We start from the raw sequence: 11,786 nt of genomic DNA on the forward strand, positions 1-11,786 counted from the left end.
TGACTCTACTGCAATCCAGACCAACCAGAGTTGCGTCCTGCGCACGCATTGACTGCGGCGCACGGCATGGGTGCGCGCGACGACATGCGCGACCATCACCGCCCTGCAAAGGAGCTTTTCATGTTCAACACCCTGCTGGTCGCGCTCGATGGCGGCCCCCAGCACGACCGCGTGCTGGACCTCGCCGCCGCCATGGCTGGCCCCCGCAGCCGTCTGCACCTGCTGTGCGTGCTCGACCCCGAATTCGCACTGGCAGCAGATGCCAGCGATGCCGACCGCCGCGAATATCCCGCCGCCGCCCGGCAGCAGGCACATGCCGAAGCCGTGCTGGCCGACGCCCTGGCCGAGCTGCGCGAGCGCGGCGTGGACGCCATCGCACAACTACCGTCCGGCGACCCGGGCGAAGTGATCAGCGCGCAGGCGCGCCGCCTGCAGTGCGACCTGATCGTCATCGGCCACCGCCATCTGTCACGCCTGCAGCGTCTGTTCGAGCCCTCGGTCGGGCAATGGACCATCGACCACGCGCCCTGCCCGGTGCTGGTGGAAACGCGCGATCCTTAGGTACTCCCGGCATGGCCTCACGTTCCCCCGTATTTCCCACCCGCGTGAGCTATCGCGCCTTCGGTCGTCAGTTCAGTCGCGGCGAACAGGCCCTGCTGGCTGCGCTGCGACAACTGGGCGACCCTGCGCTGCAGGCCGAGGGCGTGCTGCAACTGGCCGCACTGGGCCTGGATGCCGAAGGTTGCGACGCTTTCCGTGAACTGCTGCCATTGCTGGCCACGCCGCATGCACCGATCGAACTGCTGCCGGCCGGGTCGCCGTTCATTTCCGCCAGCGAACTGGACCTGCTGGTCTGCCTGCTGCGCATTGCGCAATGGCGGCACGCACGCCCACGCGAGGACGATGTGCTGGCACCGCTGCGTCGCCAACTGGCATCTTGTGCGGCGGCGGTGCACGCCACGCCGTTGACGTTGCGGCAACGGTCGCTGTCACCAGTGGGCCTGCGCCTGCTGGATCCGGCCGGATGGCTGCGCCAGCGCTGATCGGCTGCACACCTTTCTGCCGCGGCCGTGGCGCAGACGTGCTCAACAGTCCAGCGTGCCGTGCGCGCCCCCGTGGTCGTCCAGCACGTGCGCGTGCAGGATCACCCGGTTGCGGCCTGCACGCTTGGCCGCGTACAGCCCGGCATCGGCATCGGCCAGCAACTGTTCGGCGCTGGCCAGCGCCGGCGGATGCAGGTAGCCCACACCCACGCTGATGCTGACCGGGCCTTCCGGCAGTGGCAATGCTTCCACCGCCTCGCGCAGACGCTCGGCCAGCGCAAGTACACCCGACAGCGGGCTGCCGGGCACGATCACCGCGAACTCCTCACCGCCATAGCGCGCCACGCTGTCGGCCGCGCGCCCGGCGGTGGCCTGCAGCACCGCAGCCACCGCCTGCAGGCAGCGGTCGCCGGCGGGATGACCGTGCTGGTCGTTGAATGCCTTGAAATGGTCGATATCCACCAGCAGCAATGCCATTTCGCTGCCGCTGCGGCGCGCGCGGTTCCATTCGGCCAACAGCAGCGTATCGAACTGACGGCGATTGGCTACGCCGGTCAGGCCATCCTGCCGCGCCAGCTGATCCAGGCCCGCCTGCCGTTCCAGCAGATCGATCTGCAGCAGCGTGCTGCGCAGGCCGAAGCCCAGTGTCGCCACCACGAAGCCGGTCACGGCCAAAGGCCGCGCGTGATCCACCACCAGAGTGCCGACCACCAGCAGCAGCAAGGGCAGGATGATCGGCCCACCCGCCTGCACCAATCGCAGCAGGCGGGGATGCAGCACGAAGCCCGGCGCCGGTGCCTGGCGCAACGCCAGCAGCGCCAGCAGCAGGAACGGCAGGTCGATCAACAGGTCGTTGTAGGCACCGAACGACTGTTCGGAGGTGTAGTGATTGATGTAGAACGCCAGCAGCAGATATGACAATGCGTACAGCGCCAGCGCGCGGTAGAAGCTGCGCCGTTCAGGCGCGTCACCGGCGACCCACCGCACCACCGCGAAACCGGCGATGCACAGGTTCTGGATGTCGAACATGCGCTGCATGTGGGCCATCGCCTGGTCATCGATGTCGATGCGGTCGGCGAAGGACTGGGTATGCACGAAGAACAGCACGCCCAGCAGCGCGGCCATCACGCCGTCGATCAGGCTGATCATCCGGCGTTCGCGACGGGCGCGGGCCAGGATGAACACCAGTGGCACGCCGTACAGCACATACAACAGCAGGCTGGCGCGCGGGGTGATGTCGGACCGTCCGGCCCCCAGGGCGTCGGCCATGTTGAAGGCCATGCCACCGGCCCAGAGCAGCAGCGCCATTGCAGTGGCCCGCCAGCCCAGTGCAGCGCGGTCGCGTTGGCCGCGCCACAGGCAGGCCGCGGCGGCCAGCAGAGGCGCCGCGGTCAGGAACACGAACGATCCCCCACCGGCCGTACCCGGCCAGAACGCCACGACCACGCCATGGCAGATCACGAACATCAGCGCCAGCACAACCAGCATGCATCCCCCATGCGCAAGGCCGTATGGCGGCACGATAGCGCGCCGCCACGCCACAGCGGCGTGATCCACTGCAGCAAACTGGACTGTTCCTGCACCGCCAGGTAGTGCCGGCCGCTGGCCGGCAACCTGCAGTTCCGTGTTTCCCTGGGATTGCCGGCCAGCGGCCGGCACCACCGGAGAGCCCTCAGGCGTTGAGGGCGCGGGCGTGGTGGGCGATGTGCTCGCCGATGAAGCTGGCGATGAAGTAATAGCTGTGGTCGTAGCCGGGCTGCAGGCGCAGGCTCAGCGGATGACCGGCGGCATCGCAGGCCTGCTGCAGGCGCTGCGGCTGCAGCTGGGTGTGCAGGAACTCATCGCCCTCGCCTTGGTCGACCAGCAGCGGCAGGCGCTCTCCGGCATTGGCCACAAGCTGGCAGGCATCCCACTGCGCCCAATCGGCCGGGTTGTCACCGAGGTAGGCGGTGAACGCCTTCTGTCCCCACGGCACGTGAGTGGGCGCGACGATCGGCGAGAACGCCGACACGCTGCGGTAACGGCCCGGGTTGCGCAGCGCGATCACCAGTGCACCGTGGCCGCCCATCGAATGGCCGCTGATGCCCCGCGCATCGGTAGCCGGGAAGTTCGCCTCGATCAGCGCCGGCAGTTCCTGCGCTACGTAGTCGTGCATGCGGTAGTGCTTCGCCCACGGCGCACGGGTGGCGTTGAGATAGAAGCCCGCGCCCTTGCCGAGGTCATAGCCCTCGGCATCGGCCACGTCATCGCCGCGCGGACTGGTGTCCGGGGCGACGATGATCACGCCGTGCTCGGCCGCGTAGCGCTGAGCCCCAGCCTTGGTGATGAAATTCTGCTCGGTGCAGGTCAGCCCGCTCAGCCAGTACAGCACCGGCAGCTTCTGGCTGGCGGCCTGCGGCGGCAGGTATACGGCGAACTGCATGTCGCAGCCCAGCGTGGTGGAGTGATGGCGATAGACGTCCTGCCAACCGCCGGCACAGGCGCGGTGTTCGATGCGTTCCATGATGTTCTCCTGCGCGGCGCGTCAGCGCACGCGTGCTTCTGGTAGATGCCGACCTTGGTCGGCTTATCCACGCACGGCGTGGATGCCTTTGTTGATCAGTTCGTCCAGCTGCGTCAGCAAGCGCAGCAACGGCTCGACGCCAGGCTGGCCATCAAGATTGCGATATGCCGCCGCTGCCACGCTGCTGCGCGGCGGCCACTGGCCATCAGCGCGGGCCTCGTGCAGACGCGGCAGGAATACCTGCCCCAGCCACTGCTCGAACGACATGCCATCGTCGCTGCCGAAGGCCGAGGTCACCGCACGCGGTGGCCCCACTTCACCCACGACCCAGCCCAGCGCGCGCAGCGCCTGCTCGATCGGGGCGACCAGGGCCGCGCGCGGGTCTTCCGCACGCGGCCGACGCAGGGCATCCAGCCAGCCCATGACGCGCCTCAGTAATGGACCACCGAACGGATCGACTTGCCTTCATGCATCAGGTCGAAAGCTTCGTTGATCTTGTCCAGGTCCATGGTGTGGGTGACGAACGGCGCCAGCTCGATATCGCCCTTCATCGCGTCTTCGACCATGCCCGGCAGCTGGCTGCGACCCTTCACGCCGCCAAACGCGGTACCCATCCACTTGCGGCCGGTGACCAGCTGGAACGGGCGGGTGGAGATCTCCTGGCCCGAACCGGCTACGCCGATCACCACGCTCTGGCCCCAGCCACGGTGCGCGCATTCCAGCGCCGCACGCATGACGTTGACGTTGCCGATGCACTCGAAGCTGTGGTCCACGCCCCAGGTGGTCATTTCAACAATGACCTGCTGGATCGGCTTGTCATGATCCTTCGGGTTGATGCAGTCGGTGGCGCCGAATTCGCGGGCCAGCTCAAACTTGGACGGGTTGGTATCCACCGCGATGATGCGGCCGGCCTTGGCCTGGCGCGCGCCCTGGATCACCGCCAGGCCGATACCGCCGAGGCCGAACACCGCCACGCTGTCGCCTTCCTGCACCTTGGCGGTGTTGTGTACTGCACCGATGCCGGTGGTGACGCCACAGCCGAGCAGGCAGACATGCTCCGGGTTCGCATCCGGGTTGATCTTCGCCAGCGATACCTCGGCAACGACGGTGTATTCGCTGAAGGTCGAGCAGCCCATGTAGTGGTAGATCGGCTCACCGTTGTAGCTGAAGCGGCTGGTGCCATCGGGCATCACGCCCTTGCCCTGGGTGGCACGCACCGACACGCACAGGTTGGTCTTGCCGCTCTTGCAGAACAGGCATTCACCACACTCGGCGGTGTACAGCGGAATCACGTGGTCGCCCGGCTTCACACTGGTCACGCCCTCGCCCACTTCCACCACGATGCCGGCACCCTCATGGCCCAGCACCACCGGGAACAGGCCTTCCGGATCATCGCCGGACAGAGTGAACGCATCGGTGTGGCAGACACCGGTGTGGGTGATCTTGACCAGCACTTCGCCCTGCTTCGGCGGGGCGACGTCGATCTCGACAATCTGCAGCGGCTGGCCAGGACCAAAGGCGACGGCGGCACGGGATTTCATGATGGCACTCTCCAAAAAGGCTTGCGGGAAACAGGATGCGCGGCGCTGTGTCGCGCCGTCGTTCATTTCAGGTACGAGCGGATCAACGCGCTCATGTCGCGCACGCGTTCGGCGCGTTGTTCATCGGAAGCGGCAGGCTGGCCGAACTCTTCGCGCAGGTGCGCCTCCATCACTTCGGACATCAGGCCGTTGACCGCCCCGCGGATGGCGGCGATCTGCTGCAGCACCGGCCCGCAGTCGGCGCCGGCCTCCAGCGCGCGGTCCAGCGCATCGCACTGGCCGCGGATGCGGCGCACGCGGGCGAGAACCTTCTTTTTTTCTTCGGGGGAGTGCGGCATGGCAGGCCAGCCTCGGAACTATACTGGGGGATAGTATACAGAAGCCGATCGGTACCTCAATCGAAGACGCCCTCTGCGGCCAGTCGGGTCAGCTCCTCCACCACGTAACGCACCTTCGGCCGCAGGTGCCGGGTCTGCGGCCACAGCGCGTGGATGTCCACATGGTGTTGCATGCAGTGGTCGAGCACCGACTGCAGCGCGCCGGACTCGAGATGCCGGCGCACCAGCGATACCGGCATCTGGCAGATGCCCAGGCCAGCCAGCGCGCCTTCGATCACCGCATCGCCATCATTGAGCTGGTAGGTGCCGCTGGGAATGAACACACCCTGGGTGCCCGCGTCTCCCATCCGCCAGGCCACAGGCTGTCCATGGCGGTAGCCGACGATGCTGCGGTGTGCATGTAGATCGTCAATGGTCCGTGGCGTGCCATGCGCCTGCAGGTAGGACGGCGACGCGCAGGTCACCAGCCGCTGGCTGGCCAGCTTGCGTGCAACCAGATGCTCGGCGTGATGCAGGCCGCCGAAGCGGATCAGCAGGTCGATGCCTTCCTCCAGCGGATCAACGAAGTGATCGGTGAAGGTCATCGTCAACTGCAGGTCCGGATACTGCTGGCACATTTTCAGCAGCACCGGCAGCACCACCAGCCGACCGAACGAGGACGGCATGTCGATGCGCAGGCGGCCGCTCGGCAGATGCGCAGCCGAACCCAGGCACGCTTCAGCTGCCGCGATTTCATCCAGCGCCGCCGCGCACGAGGCGTAGTACGCCTCGCCATCGGTGGTCAGCGCGATGCGCCGGGTGGTGCGATGAAACAGGCGCACCCCCAGCCGCGCTTCCAGCCGGGCAATGGCCTTGCCGACCGCGGAGCGCGAGATGCCCAGGGCATCGGCCGCTTCGGTGAAGGTGGCCGAGCGCGCCGTGGTGACGAAGGTCGCCAGGCCATTCAGGGATTCGACGGGAAGCATCGGCGGACTCGCTTATTAGGGACAGATAGTCCCGCTTGACGGGAAATTTACCGTCTTTATGCGCCTGCATGTCAACTCCATCATGGTGCTGTCGCGCCGTTGGCGCCCTCCCCCGCTCCGAGATGACTGACATGACCTCCCCCCTCCTCCACCCCTACGACCTGGCCGGAACACCACTGCGCAACCGCATCGCGATGGCGCCGATGACCCGCGCCCGCAACCCCGGTGCGGTCGCCAACGAACTCACTGCGCAGTACTACCGGCAACGTGCCAGCGCAGGCCTGATCATCAGCGAGGGCACGCCAGTGTCGGCGCAGGGCCAGGGCTATATCGACGTGCCGGGCATCTGGTCCGCTGAACAGGTCGCCGGCTGGAAGCTTGTCACCGACGCCGTACACGCTGCGCAGGGCGCGATCTTCGCCCAGCTGTGGCACGTCGGACGCATGTCACACAGCTCGCTGCAGCCCGACGGCGGCCAGCCGGTGAGCGCCGGCACGCGACCGGTGGCGAGCGATCCGAAGAACACCTCGTTCGTGTATCTGGATGACGGCAGCCGTGGCCATGCCGATCCGACGCCGCCGCGCGCGCTGCGCACCGACGAAGTGCCGGGTATCGTCAGCGACTTCGTACGCGGCGCTGGAAATGCCATCGCTGCCGGCTTCGATGGCATCGAGCTGCATGCTGCCAACGGCTACCTGTTCGAGCAGTTCCTCAACCCGGTCACCAATGATCGGCAGGATCTCTACGGTGGTTCACTGCGCAACCGCGCACGGCTGATCCTGGACACCGTGGATGCGATGGCGCAGCGGATCGGTGCACAGCGGATCGGCGTGCGCCTGGCGCCGAACAGCCAGACTTTCGACATGCCGGCCTATGCAGAGAACGAAGCCACCTATCTTTACTTGGCCGAAGAGCTTGGCAAGCGCGGGCTGGCGTATGTGCATCTGAACGACAACTACCTGCGCGGCGCGCCCGTCATCGGCGAGGCGTTCCTGAAGACTTTCAAGCAAACCTACGGCGGCACCGTGATTCTCGCCGGTGGGCTCACCCGTGAGCGTGCTCTGCGACTGGTCGAGGACGGCATCATCGACCTGGCCGCGTTCGGCCAGCCGTTCATCGCCAACCCGGATCTGGTCGAGCGCCTGCAGCGCGATGTGCCGCTGGCCATGCCCGATCGCAGCACCTATTACGGTGGCGGCGTCGAAGGCTACCTCGACTACCCGCTCGCGCAGTAGATCCACGCCATGCGTGGATGCGGTGCACCGGCAGCCGCCGGTGTGCCGCGCCTTGCTGCAGCCAGAGCGCAAGCGCATCGTTGTCCGGCATCCCATCGGCCATCCTCCATGCTCCCCTCAGCCGCGTCTTTCATCGTCAACCTCGACGTACCCGATCTTGTAGCTGCCGAAGCCTTCTATACCCAGGCCTTCGGCCTGCACACCGGCCGCCGCCTGGGCCCCGGCGCACTGGAACTGCTCGGTGGCCCCACGCCGCTATACCTGCTGCAGAACGACGCCGGCAGCGCAGCGACCGAAGACGGCGACGTGCGCGATTACGAGCGACATTGGACGCCCGTGCATCTGGACTGGGTGGTCGCCGATATCGACGCTGCGCTTGCCCGCGCCGTTGCAGCCGGCGCTTCTCTTGAACAGGCCGTGCGCGAACACCGCTGGGGAAGAATCGCCGTGCTGGCCGATCCCTTCGGCCATGGCTTCTGCCTGATCCAATTCAGCGATGCAGGCTATGACGCCCTGCTGGAGTAGCACCCGAGTTCACCACGGCAGTGGCACCGCCTCGTCATTCGCGCGTTCCCCGTAGTACAGCGACGGCAGCAGCCGCGACAGGAAGCTGAACTCCGTATAGCAGTGCTTGAGCAGGCCGAGGCCGATCGCATCGCTGGCATCGCGCTGCGGGTCTTCACTGTCCAGGCCCAACACGAAGCGGCTGCGCAGCACGCAGCCGAACGGCGTATCGCGCGCGACGTGCAGCATCTGGCCGTCGCAGGGATCACCGTGTGCGTCCAGACGAACGTGGTCACCAAAACCGATGCGTGCGGCAATCACCGCCGAGACATCGCCCGCATCCTGCGCCGTCTGCAGACGCCCAGGTGTGAGCAGCGTGCGCGGATCATGGAACTTCAGGCGTGCCGCCACCGGCGGAATGTCGGCCAGCGATTCCACCGCATGGATGCTGGCGCCATGGTAACTGCGCCCACGCTGCCAGGCCGCGTCCCAGCCACGATGCTCGACATGGTCCAGCGGGTGCCACCAGCGGATGTGCTGGGTGGTCTCGAAGAAGGTGAACCACCAGTCCAGCATGCGGCCCTTGCAGCCATGCAGATCGGTGCGCACTGCGACCAGCAGGGTGCCGTCTTCGCGACGCTGGATGCCGGTTTCCAGGTGCATCGGCGCCGGGTCGAGCAGATCGTGGTGGTCCAGCCAGGCGTGAGCGTTGGCGACGGTGTCCATGGTGAATCCTTGGGGAGGTGAAGCCCGGACAATACGGAAACGCACTTCGTTTCGCAATTATCAGAATGCGCTAGAATGTGCGCGATGATCGCTACTGCGCCTCCCGATCCGATCGCATCACCCCGTCGCCGCGGGCGTCCAGCACGGCCAGAGGCCGACGTCCGCCATGCCGTGCTGCAGGCGACGCTGGATCTGCTGCTGGCGCAGGGCTACGAAGCGACCACCATCGAAGCCGTCGCTGCGCATGCCGGCGTGGCCAAGAAGACGGTGTACCGGCATGCTGGCAACCGTGATGAGCTGGTAGGCCTGGCGGTGCGCGAGTGGACCGATGGCTTCGCACCGCAGCTGCAACGTGATGCCCGCCACGCAGAAGACGTGCTGCCGCTGCTGCACGACATCCTGCAGGCGGTGTGCGCGCAGGCATTGTCAGCACAGGCGGTGCGGGTGTTCCGGCTGTTGACCACCGACTTCCCGGGCAAGGACGCGCTGCTGCGGGCCTACCTGGACAACGGCATCGGCCGCGGACGTGCGTTGCTGGCGGACTGGCTGGCGCGGCAGCAGCAGCGTGGCCTGCTGCGTGCCGGTGATCCAGAACGGATGGCACGTCTGGTGCTGTCCATGGCCGTGGCCGAACCGCTGCGCGAACGCGCCATCGGTGTGGTTGCCGAAGACGCCTCGGTGGATGCGCATCTGCGTGACTGCCTGCAGTTGATGGAGCCGATGCTGCAGGCTGCGTAGCGTGGTGCCATCCACGCATGGCGTGGATCTACTGTGCAACGGCATCCACGCGTGGCGGGGTCAAAATGAGCATGCGGCGATGGTCAGTAGATCCACGCCATGCGTGGATGCGACCCACCCCAATTCACTCGCGCAACATGTCCACGAACGCACGCAACGCTCCAGGCATCTGCCGCTGCTTCGGGTAGTACAACGCAAACCCGGCGAACGGTTCGCTCCAGTCTTCCAGCATCGCCACCAGTCGGCCATCGTCCAGGTACGGGCGCGCGGTGTCTTCCAGCACATAGGCCAGGCCGATGCCATCGAGCACCGCGCCAACCACGGTGCCCTGCTCGCAGAGCGTCAGCCGCCCCGGTACGTCGATCTCCAGGGTCTGGCCCTCGCGCTCGAACTGCCACTTGTACAGATGGCCGCTGGCGAAGCGGAACCGCACGCACTCATGCGCGGCCAGGTCGCGCGGATGCTGCGGTGCCGGCCGGCGCCGCAGGTACTCGGGCGAACCCACGATCAAGCCGCGCAGCGGCGGCCCCATCGGCACCGCCACCATGTCCTCGGGCACGAACTCGTGCAGGCGCACGCCCGCGTCGTAACCCTCGGCGACGATGTCGACCAGACCATCGTTCTCGGTCAGCTCCACCCGTACATCCGGATGCGCGTGCAGGAAACGCGCCAGCCGCGGCCCCAACTGGGTCGCCACCGCCGCCCGCGTCGCATTGATCCGCAGCAGGCCGGCCGGAACGGCGCGGAAGTGATTCATTTCTTCCAGCGCATCGTGCACCTGGCCCAGCGCCGGCTGCAGGCGCTCCAGCAGCCGTTGTCCGGCCTCGGTCAGGGCCACGCTGCGGGTGGTCCGGTGGAACAGCCCCACCCCCAGCCGCTCCTCCAGCGCGCGGATCGCATAGCTCACCGCCGAGGTCGACAGGGCCAGTTCGGCGCCGGCGCGGCGGAAGCTGCGGTGGCGGGCGACCGCGGCGAAAGCGGCCAGGTGGGACAGGTTGTCAGTGGCCATGATTGTGCAGTCTGCCTTGATGAATCATGCCGATATATGCGCTTCTTACCTTGCGGTACGGGGCGTATTGTAAAACGCCTTTCGACAAACCCGCCAAGGATTCCCCATGTCCCTCGCCCGTGGTTACGCCGCCCATACCCATACCGACCCGCTGGTGCCCTTCGAGTTCGAGCGCCGCGCGGTCGGCCCGAACGATGTGCGCATCGAGATCCTGTACAGCGGCATCTGCCATTCCGACCTGCACCAGGCCCGCGACGACTGGGGTGGCTCGATCTACCCGATGGTGCCGGGCCACGAGATCATCGGCCGCGTTACCGAAGTCGGCAGCGAGGTCACCCGCTTCAAGGTCGGCGACCACGCCGGCGTCGGCTGCATGGTCGACTCCTGCCGCCACTGCGATGCCTGCGAACACGATCTGGAGCAGTACTGCGCCGAAGGTGCCACCTGGACCTACAACGGCCGTGAACGCGCCGACGGTGCCCCGACCTACGGCGGCTATTCCGACCACGTGGTGGTCGAGCAGCGCTTCGTGGTCAAGGTCTCCGAAACGCTGGACCTGAAGGCCGCCGCGCCGCTGCTGTGCGCGGGCATCACCACCTGGTCACCGCTGCGCCACTGGAAGGTCGGCCCGGGCCAGAAGGTCGGCGTGATCGGTCTGGGTGGCCTCGGCCACATGGGCGTGAAGTTCGCCAAGGCACTCGGCGCGCACGTGGTGATGATCACCACCACCCCGGAAAAGGGTGCCGACGCCAAGCGCCTGGGCGCCGACGAAGTGCTGGTCTCGCGCGATGCCGCGCAGATGAAGGCACACGCCGGCAGCTTCGACTTCCTGCTCAACACCATCCCGGTTGGTCATGACACCAACCCGTACATGGGCCTGCTCAAGCGTGAGGCGACCATGTGCCTGGTCGGCGTGCTGACCGAACTGGACCCGCCGCTGACCGGTGGCAGCGTGATCTTCGGTCGCAAGCACCTGACCGGCTCGGCGATCGGCGGCATGGCTGAAACCCAGGAAATGATGGACTTCTGTGCCGAGCACGGCATCGTCAGCGATGTGGAGATGATCGACATCAAGAACGTCAACGAAGCCTGGGAACGCATGGCCAAGAACGATGTGCGCTACCGCTTCGTGATCGACATGGCGACGATGAAGAACGCTGCCTGATCCAAGTCGGTTGTGGAAA

14 protein-coding genes are annotated in these 11,786 nt (G+C 66.6%); 6 read left to right on the forward strand and 8 right to left on the reverse strand.

The window, feature by feature from the left end; translation table 11 throughout:
* Nucleotides 1-120: 120 nt before the first annotated feature.
* The gene (locus QP457_RS18175) at nt 121-561 is read left to right on the forward strand and encodes a universal stress protein (protein ID WP_108265927.1); all 441 of its coding nucleotides are present in this window, start codon (nt 121-123) and stop codon (nt 559-561) included.
* Nucleotides 562-572: 11 nt separating this feature from the next.
* Nucleotides 573-1,043: a hypothetical protein gene (locus QP457_RS18180; protein WP_205406208.1), complete on the forward strand. Its 471-nt coding sequence runs from the start codon at nt 573-575 to the stop codon at nt 1,041-1,043.
* Nucleotides 1,044-1,085: 42 nt separating this feature from the next.
* Here QP457_RS18180 and QP457_RS18185 read toward each other — a convergent pair whose 3' ends face one another.
* From QP457_RS18185 to QP457_RS18210, 6 genes are all read right to left on the reverse strand, one after another.
* Nucleotides 1,086-2,531, reverse strand: coding sequence for a GGDEF domain-containing protein (locus QP457_RS18185; RefSeq protein WP_205406209.1), 1,446 nt, complete (start codon nt 2,529-2,531; stop codon nt 1,086-1,088).
* 184 nt (nt 2,532-2,715) lie between these two features.
* Complete coding sequence (gene fghA, locus QP457_RS18190) at nt 2,716-3,546, reverse strand: S-formylglutathione hydrolase (protein ID WP_205406210.1); 831 nt, start codon at nt 3,544-3,546, stop codon at nt 2,716-2,718.
* Nucleotides 3,547-3,609: 63 nt separating this feature from the next.
* Complete coding sequence (locus QP457_RS18195) at nt 3,610-3,969, reverse strand: YqcC family protein (RefSeq protein ID WP_205406211.1); 360 nt, start codon at nt 3,967-3,969, stop codon at nt 3,610-3,612.
* Nucleotides 3,970-3,977: 8 nt separating this feature from the next.
* Complete coding sequence (locus QP457_RS18200; RefSeq protein ID WP_108265928.1) at nt 3,978-5,087, reverse strand: S-(hydroxymethyl)glutathione dehydrogenase/class III alcohol dehydrogenase; 1,110 nt, start codon at nt 5,085-5,087, stop codon at nt 3,978-3,980.
* Between the two features lie 62 nt (nt 5,088-5,149).
* The gene (gene frmR / locus QP457_RS18205) at nt 5,150-5,425 is read right to left on the reverse strand and encodes a formaldehyde-responsive transcriptional repressor FrmR (RefSeq protein ID WP_005411009.1); all 276 of its coding nucleotides are present in this window, start codon (nt 5,423-5,425) and stop codon (nt 5,150-5,152) included.
* A gap of 56 nt (nt 5,426-5,481) precedes the next feature.
* Nucleotides 5,482-6,390, reverse strand: coding sequence for a LysR family transcriptional regulator (locus QP457_RS18210; RefSeq protein WP_205406212.1), 909 nt, complete (start codon nt 6,388-6,390; stop codon nt 5,482-5,484).
* A gap of 131 nt (nt 6,391-6,521) precedes the next feature.
* Here QP457_RS18210 and QP457_RS18215 point away from each other — a divergent pair, with 131 nt between their 5' ends.
* Both QP457_RS18215 and QP457_RS18220 read left to right on the forward strand, forming a co-directional pair.
* The gene (locus tag QP457_RS18215) at nt 6,522-7,625 is read left to right on the forward strand and encodes an alkene reductase (RefSeq protein ID WP_205406213.1); all 1,104 of its coding nucleotides are present in this window, start codon (nt 6,522-6,524) and stop codon (nt 7,623-7,625) included.
* A 108-nt stretch (nt 7,626-7,733) separates the two neighbouring features.
* Complete coding sequence (locus QP457_RS18220) at nt 7,734-8,150, forward strand: VOC family protein (protein ID WP_205406214.1); 417 nt, start codon at nt 7,734-7,736, stop codon at nt 8,148-8,150.
* A gap of 9 nt (nt 8,151-8,159) precedes the next feature.
* On the opposite strand, the gene QP457_RS18225 is transcribed toward QP457_RS18220, so the two are convergent.
* Nucleotides 8,160-8,855 (reverse strand): hydrolase, encoded by a 696-nt coding sequence (locus tag QP457_RS18225; protein WP_205406215.1) that lies wholly within the window; start codon nt 8,853-8,855, stop codon nt 8,160-8,162.
* Between the two features lie 84 nt (nt 8,856-8,939).
* Here QP457_RS18225 and QP457_RS18230 point away from each other — a divergent pair, with 84 nt between their 5' ends.
* Nucleotides 8,940-9,593 carry a TetR/AcrR family transcriptional regulator gene (locus QP457_RS18230; protein WP_205406216.1) on the forward strand — a complete coding sequence of 218 codons (654 nt, stop codon included), beginning with the start codon at nt 8,940-8,942 and terminating at the stop codon, nt 9,591-9,593.
* A 124-nt stretch (nt 9,594-9,717) separates the two neighbouring features.
* On the opposite strand, the gene QP457_RS18235 is transcribed toward QP457_RS18230, so the two are convergent.
* On the reverse strand, nt 9,718-10,602 hold the full coding sequence (locus QP457_RS18235; RefSeq protein WP_205406217.1) for a LysR family transcriptional regulator: 885 nt from the start codon (nt 10,600-10,602) through the stop codon (nt 9,718-9,720).
* A gap of 106 nt (nt 10,603-10,708) precedes the next feature.
* Between QP457_RS18235 and QP457_RS18240 the strand changes: the two genes are divergently transcribed.
* On the forward strand, nt 10,709-11,767 hold the full coding sequence (locus QP457_RS18240; RefSeq protein ID WP_191078202.1) for an NAD(P)-dependent alcohol dehydrogenase: 1,059 nt from the start codon (nt 10,709-10,711) through the stop codon (nt 11,765-11,767).
* Nucleotides 11,768-11,786: the final 19 nt, after the last annotated feature.

Source organism: Stenotrophomonas sp. As-7 (assembly GCF_030291015.1).
Classification (GTDB): Bacteria; Pseudomonadota; Gammaproteobacteria; order Xanthomonadales; family Xanthomonadaceae; genus Stenotrophomonas; species Stenotrophomonas lactitubi.

What these genes read in the sequence shown, in the direction of transcription:
- QP457_RS18175 (WP_108265927.1), top strand. Translation starts at nt 121, where the DNA reads ATGTTCAACACCCTGCTGGTCGCGCTCGATGGCGGCCCCCAGCACGAC.
- QP457_RS18180 (WP_205406208.1), top strand. Translation starts at nt 573, where the DNA reads ATGGCCTCACGTTCCCCCGTATTTCCCACCCGCGTGAGCTATCGCGCC.
- QP457_RS18185 (WP_205406209.1), bottom strand. Translation starts at nt 2,531, where the DNA reads ATGCTGGTTGTGCTGGCGCTGATGTTCGTGATCTGCCATGGCGTGGTC.
- fghA (WP_205406210.1), bottom strand. Translation starts at nt 3,546, where the DNA reads ATGGAACGCATCGAACACCGCGCCTGTGCCGGCGGTTGGCAGGACGTC.
- QP457_RS18195 (WP_205406211.1), bottom strand. Translation starts at nt 3,969, where the DNA reads ATGGGCTGGCTGGATGCCCTGCGTCGGCCGCGTGCGGAAGACCCGCGC.
- QP457_RS18200 (WP_108265928.1), bottom strand. Translation starts at nt 5,087, where the DNA reads ATGAAATCCCGTGCCGCCGTCGCCTTTGGTCCTGGCCAGCCGCTGCAG.
- frmR (WP_005411009.1), bottom strand. Translation starts at nt 5,425, where the DNA reads ATGCCGCACTCCCCCGAAGAAAAAAAGAAGGTTCTCGCCCGCGTGCGC.
- QP457_RS18210 (WP_205406212.1), bottom strand. Translation starts at nt 6,390, where the DNA reads ATGCTTCCCGTCGAATCCCTGAATGGCCTGGCGACCTTCGTCACCACG.
- QP457_RS18215 (WP_205406213.1), top strand. Translation starts at nt 6,522, where the DNA reads ATGACCTCCCCCCTCCTCCACCCCTACGACCTGGCCGGAACACCACTG.
- QP457_RS18220 (WP_205406214.1), top strand. Translation starts at nt 7,734, where the DNA reads ATGCTCCCCTCAGCCGCGTCTTTCATCGTCAACCTCGACGTACCCGAT.
- QP457_RS18225 (WP_205406215.1), bottom strand. Translation starts at nt 8,855, where the DNA reads ATGGACACCGTCGCCAACGCTCACGCCTGGCTGGACCACCACGATCTG.
- QP457_RS18230 (WP_205406216.1), top strand. Translation starts at nt 8,940, where the DNA reads ATGATCGCTACTGCGCCTCCCGATCCGATCGCATCACCCCGTCGCCGC.
- QP457_RS18235 (WP_205406217.1), bottom strand. Translation starts at nt 10,602, where the DNA reads ATGGCCACTGACAACCTGTCCCACCTGGCCGCTTTCGCCGCGGTCGCC.
- QP457_RS18240 (WP_191078202.1), top strand. Translation starts at nt 10,709, where the DNA reads ATGTCCCTCGCCCGTGGTTACGCCGCCCATACCCATACCGACCCGCTG.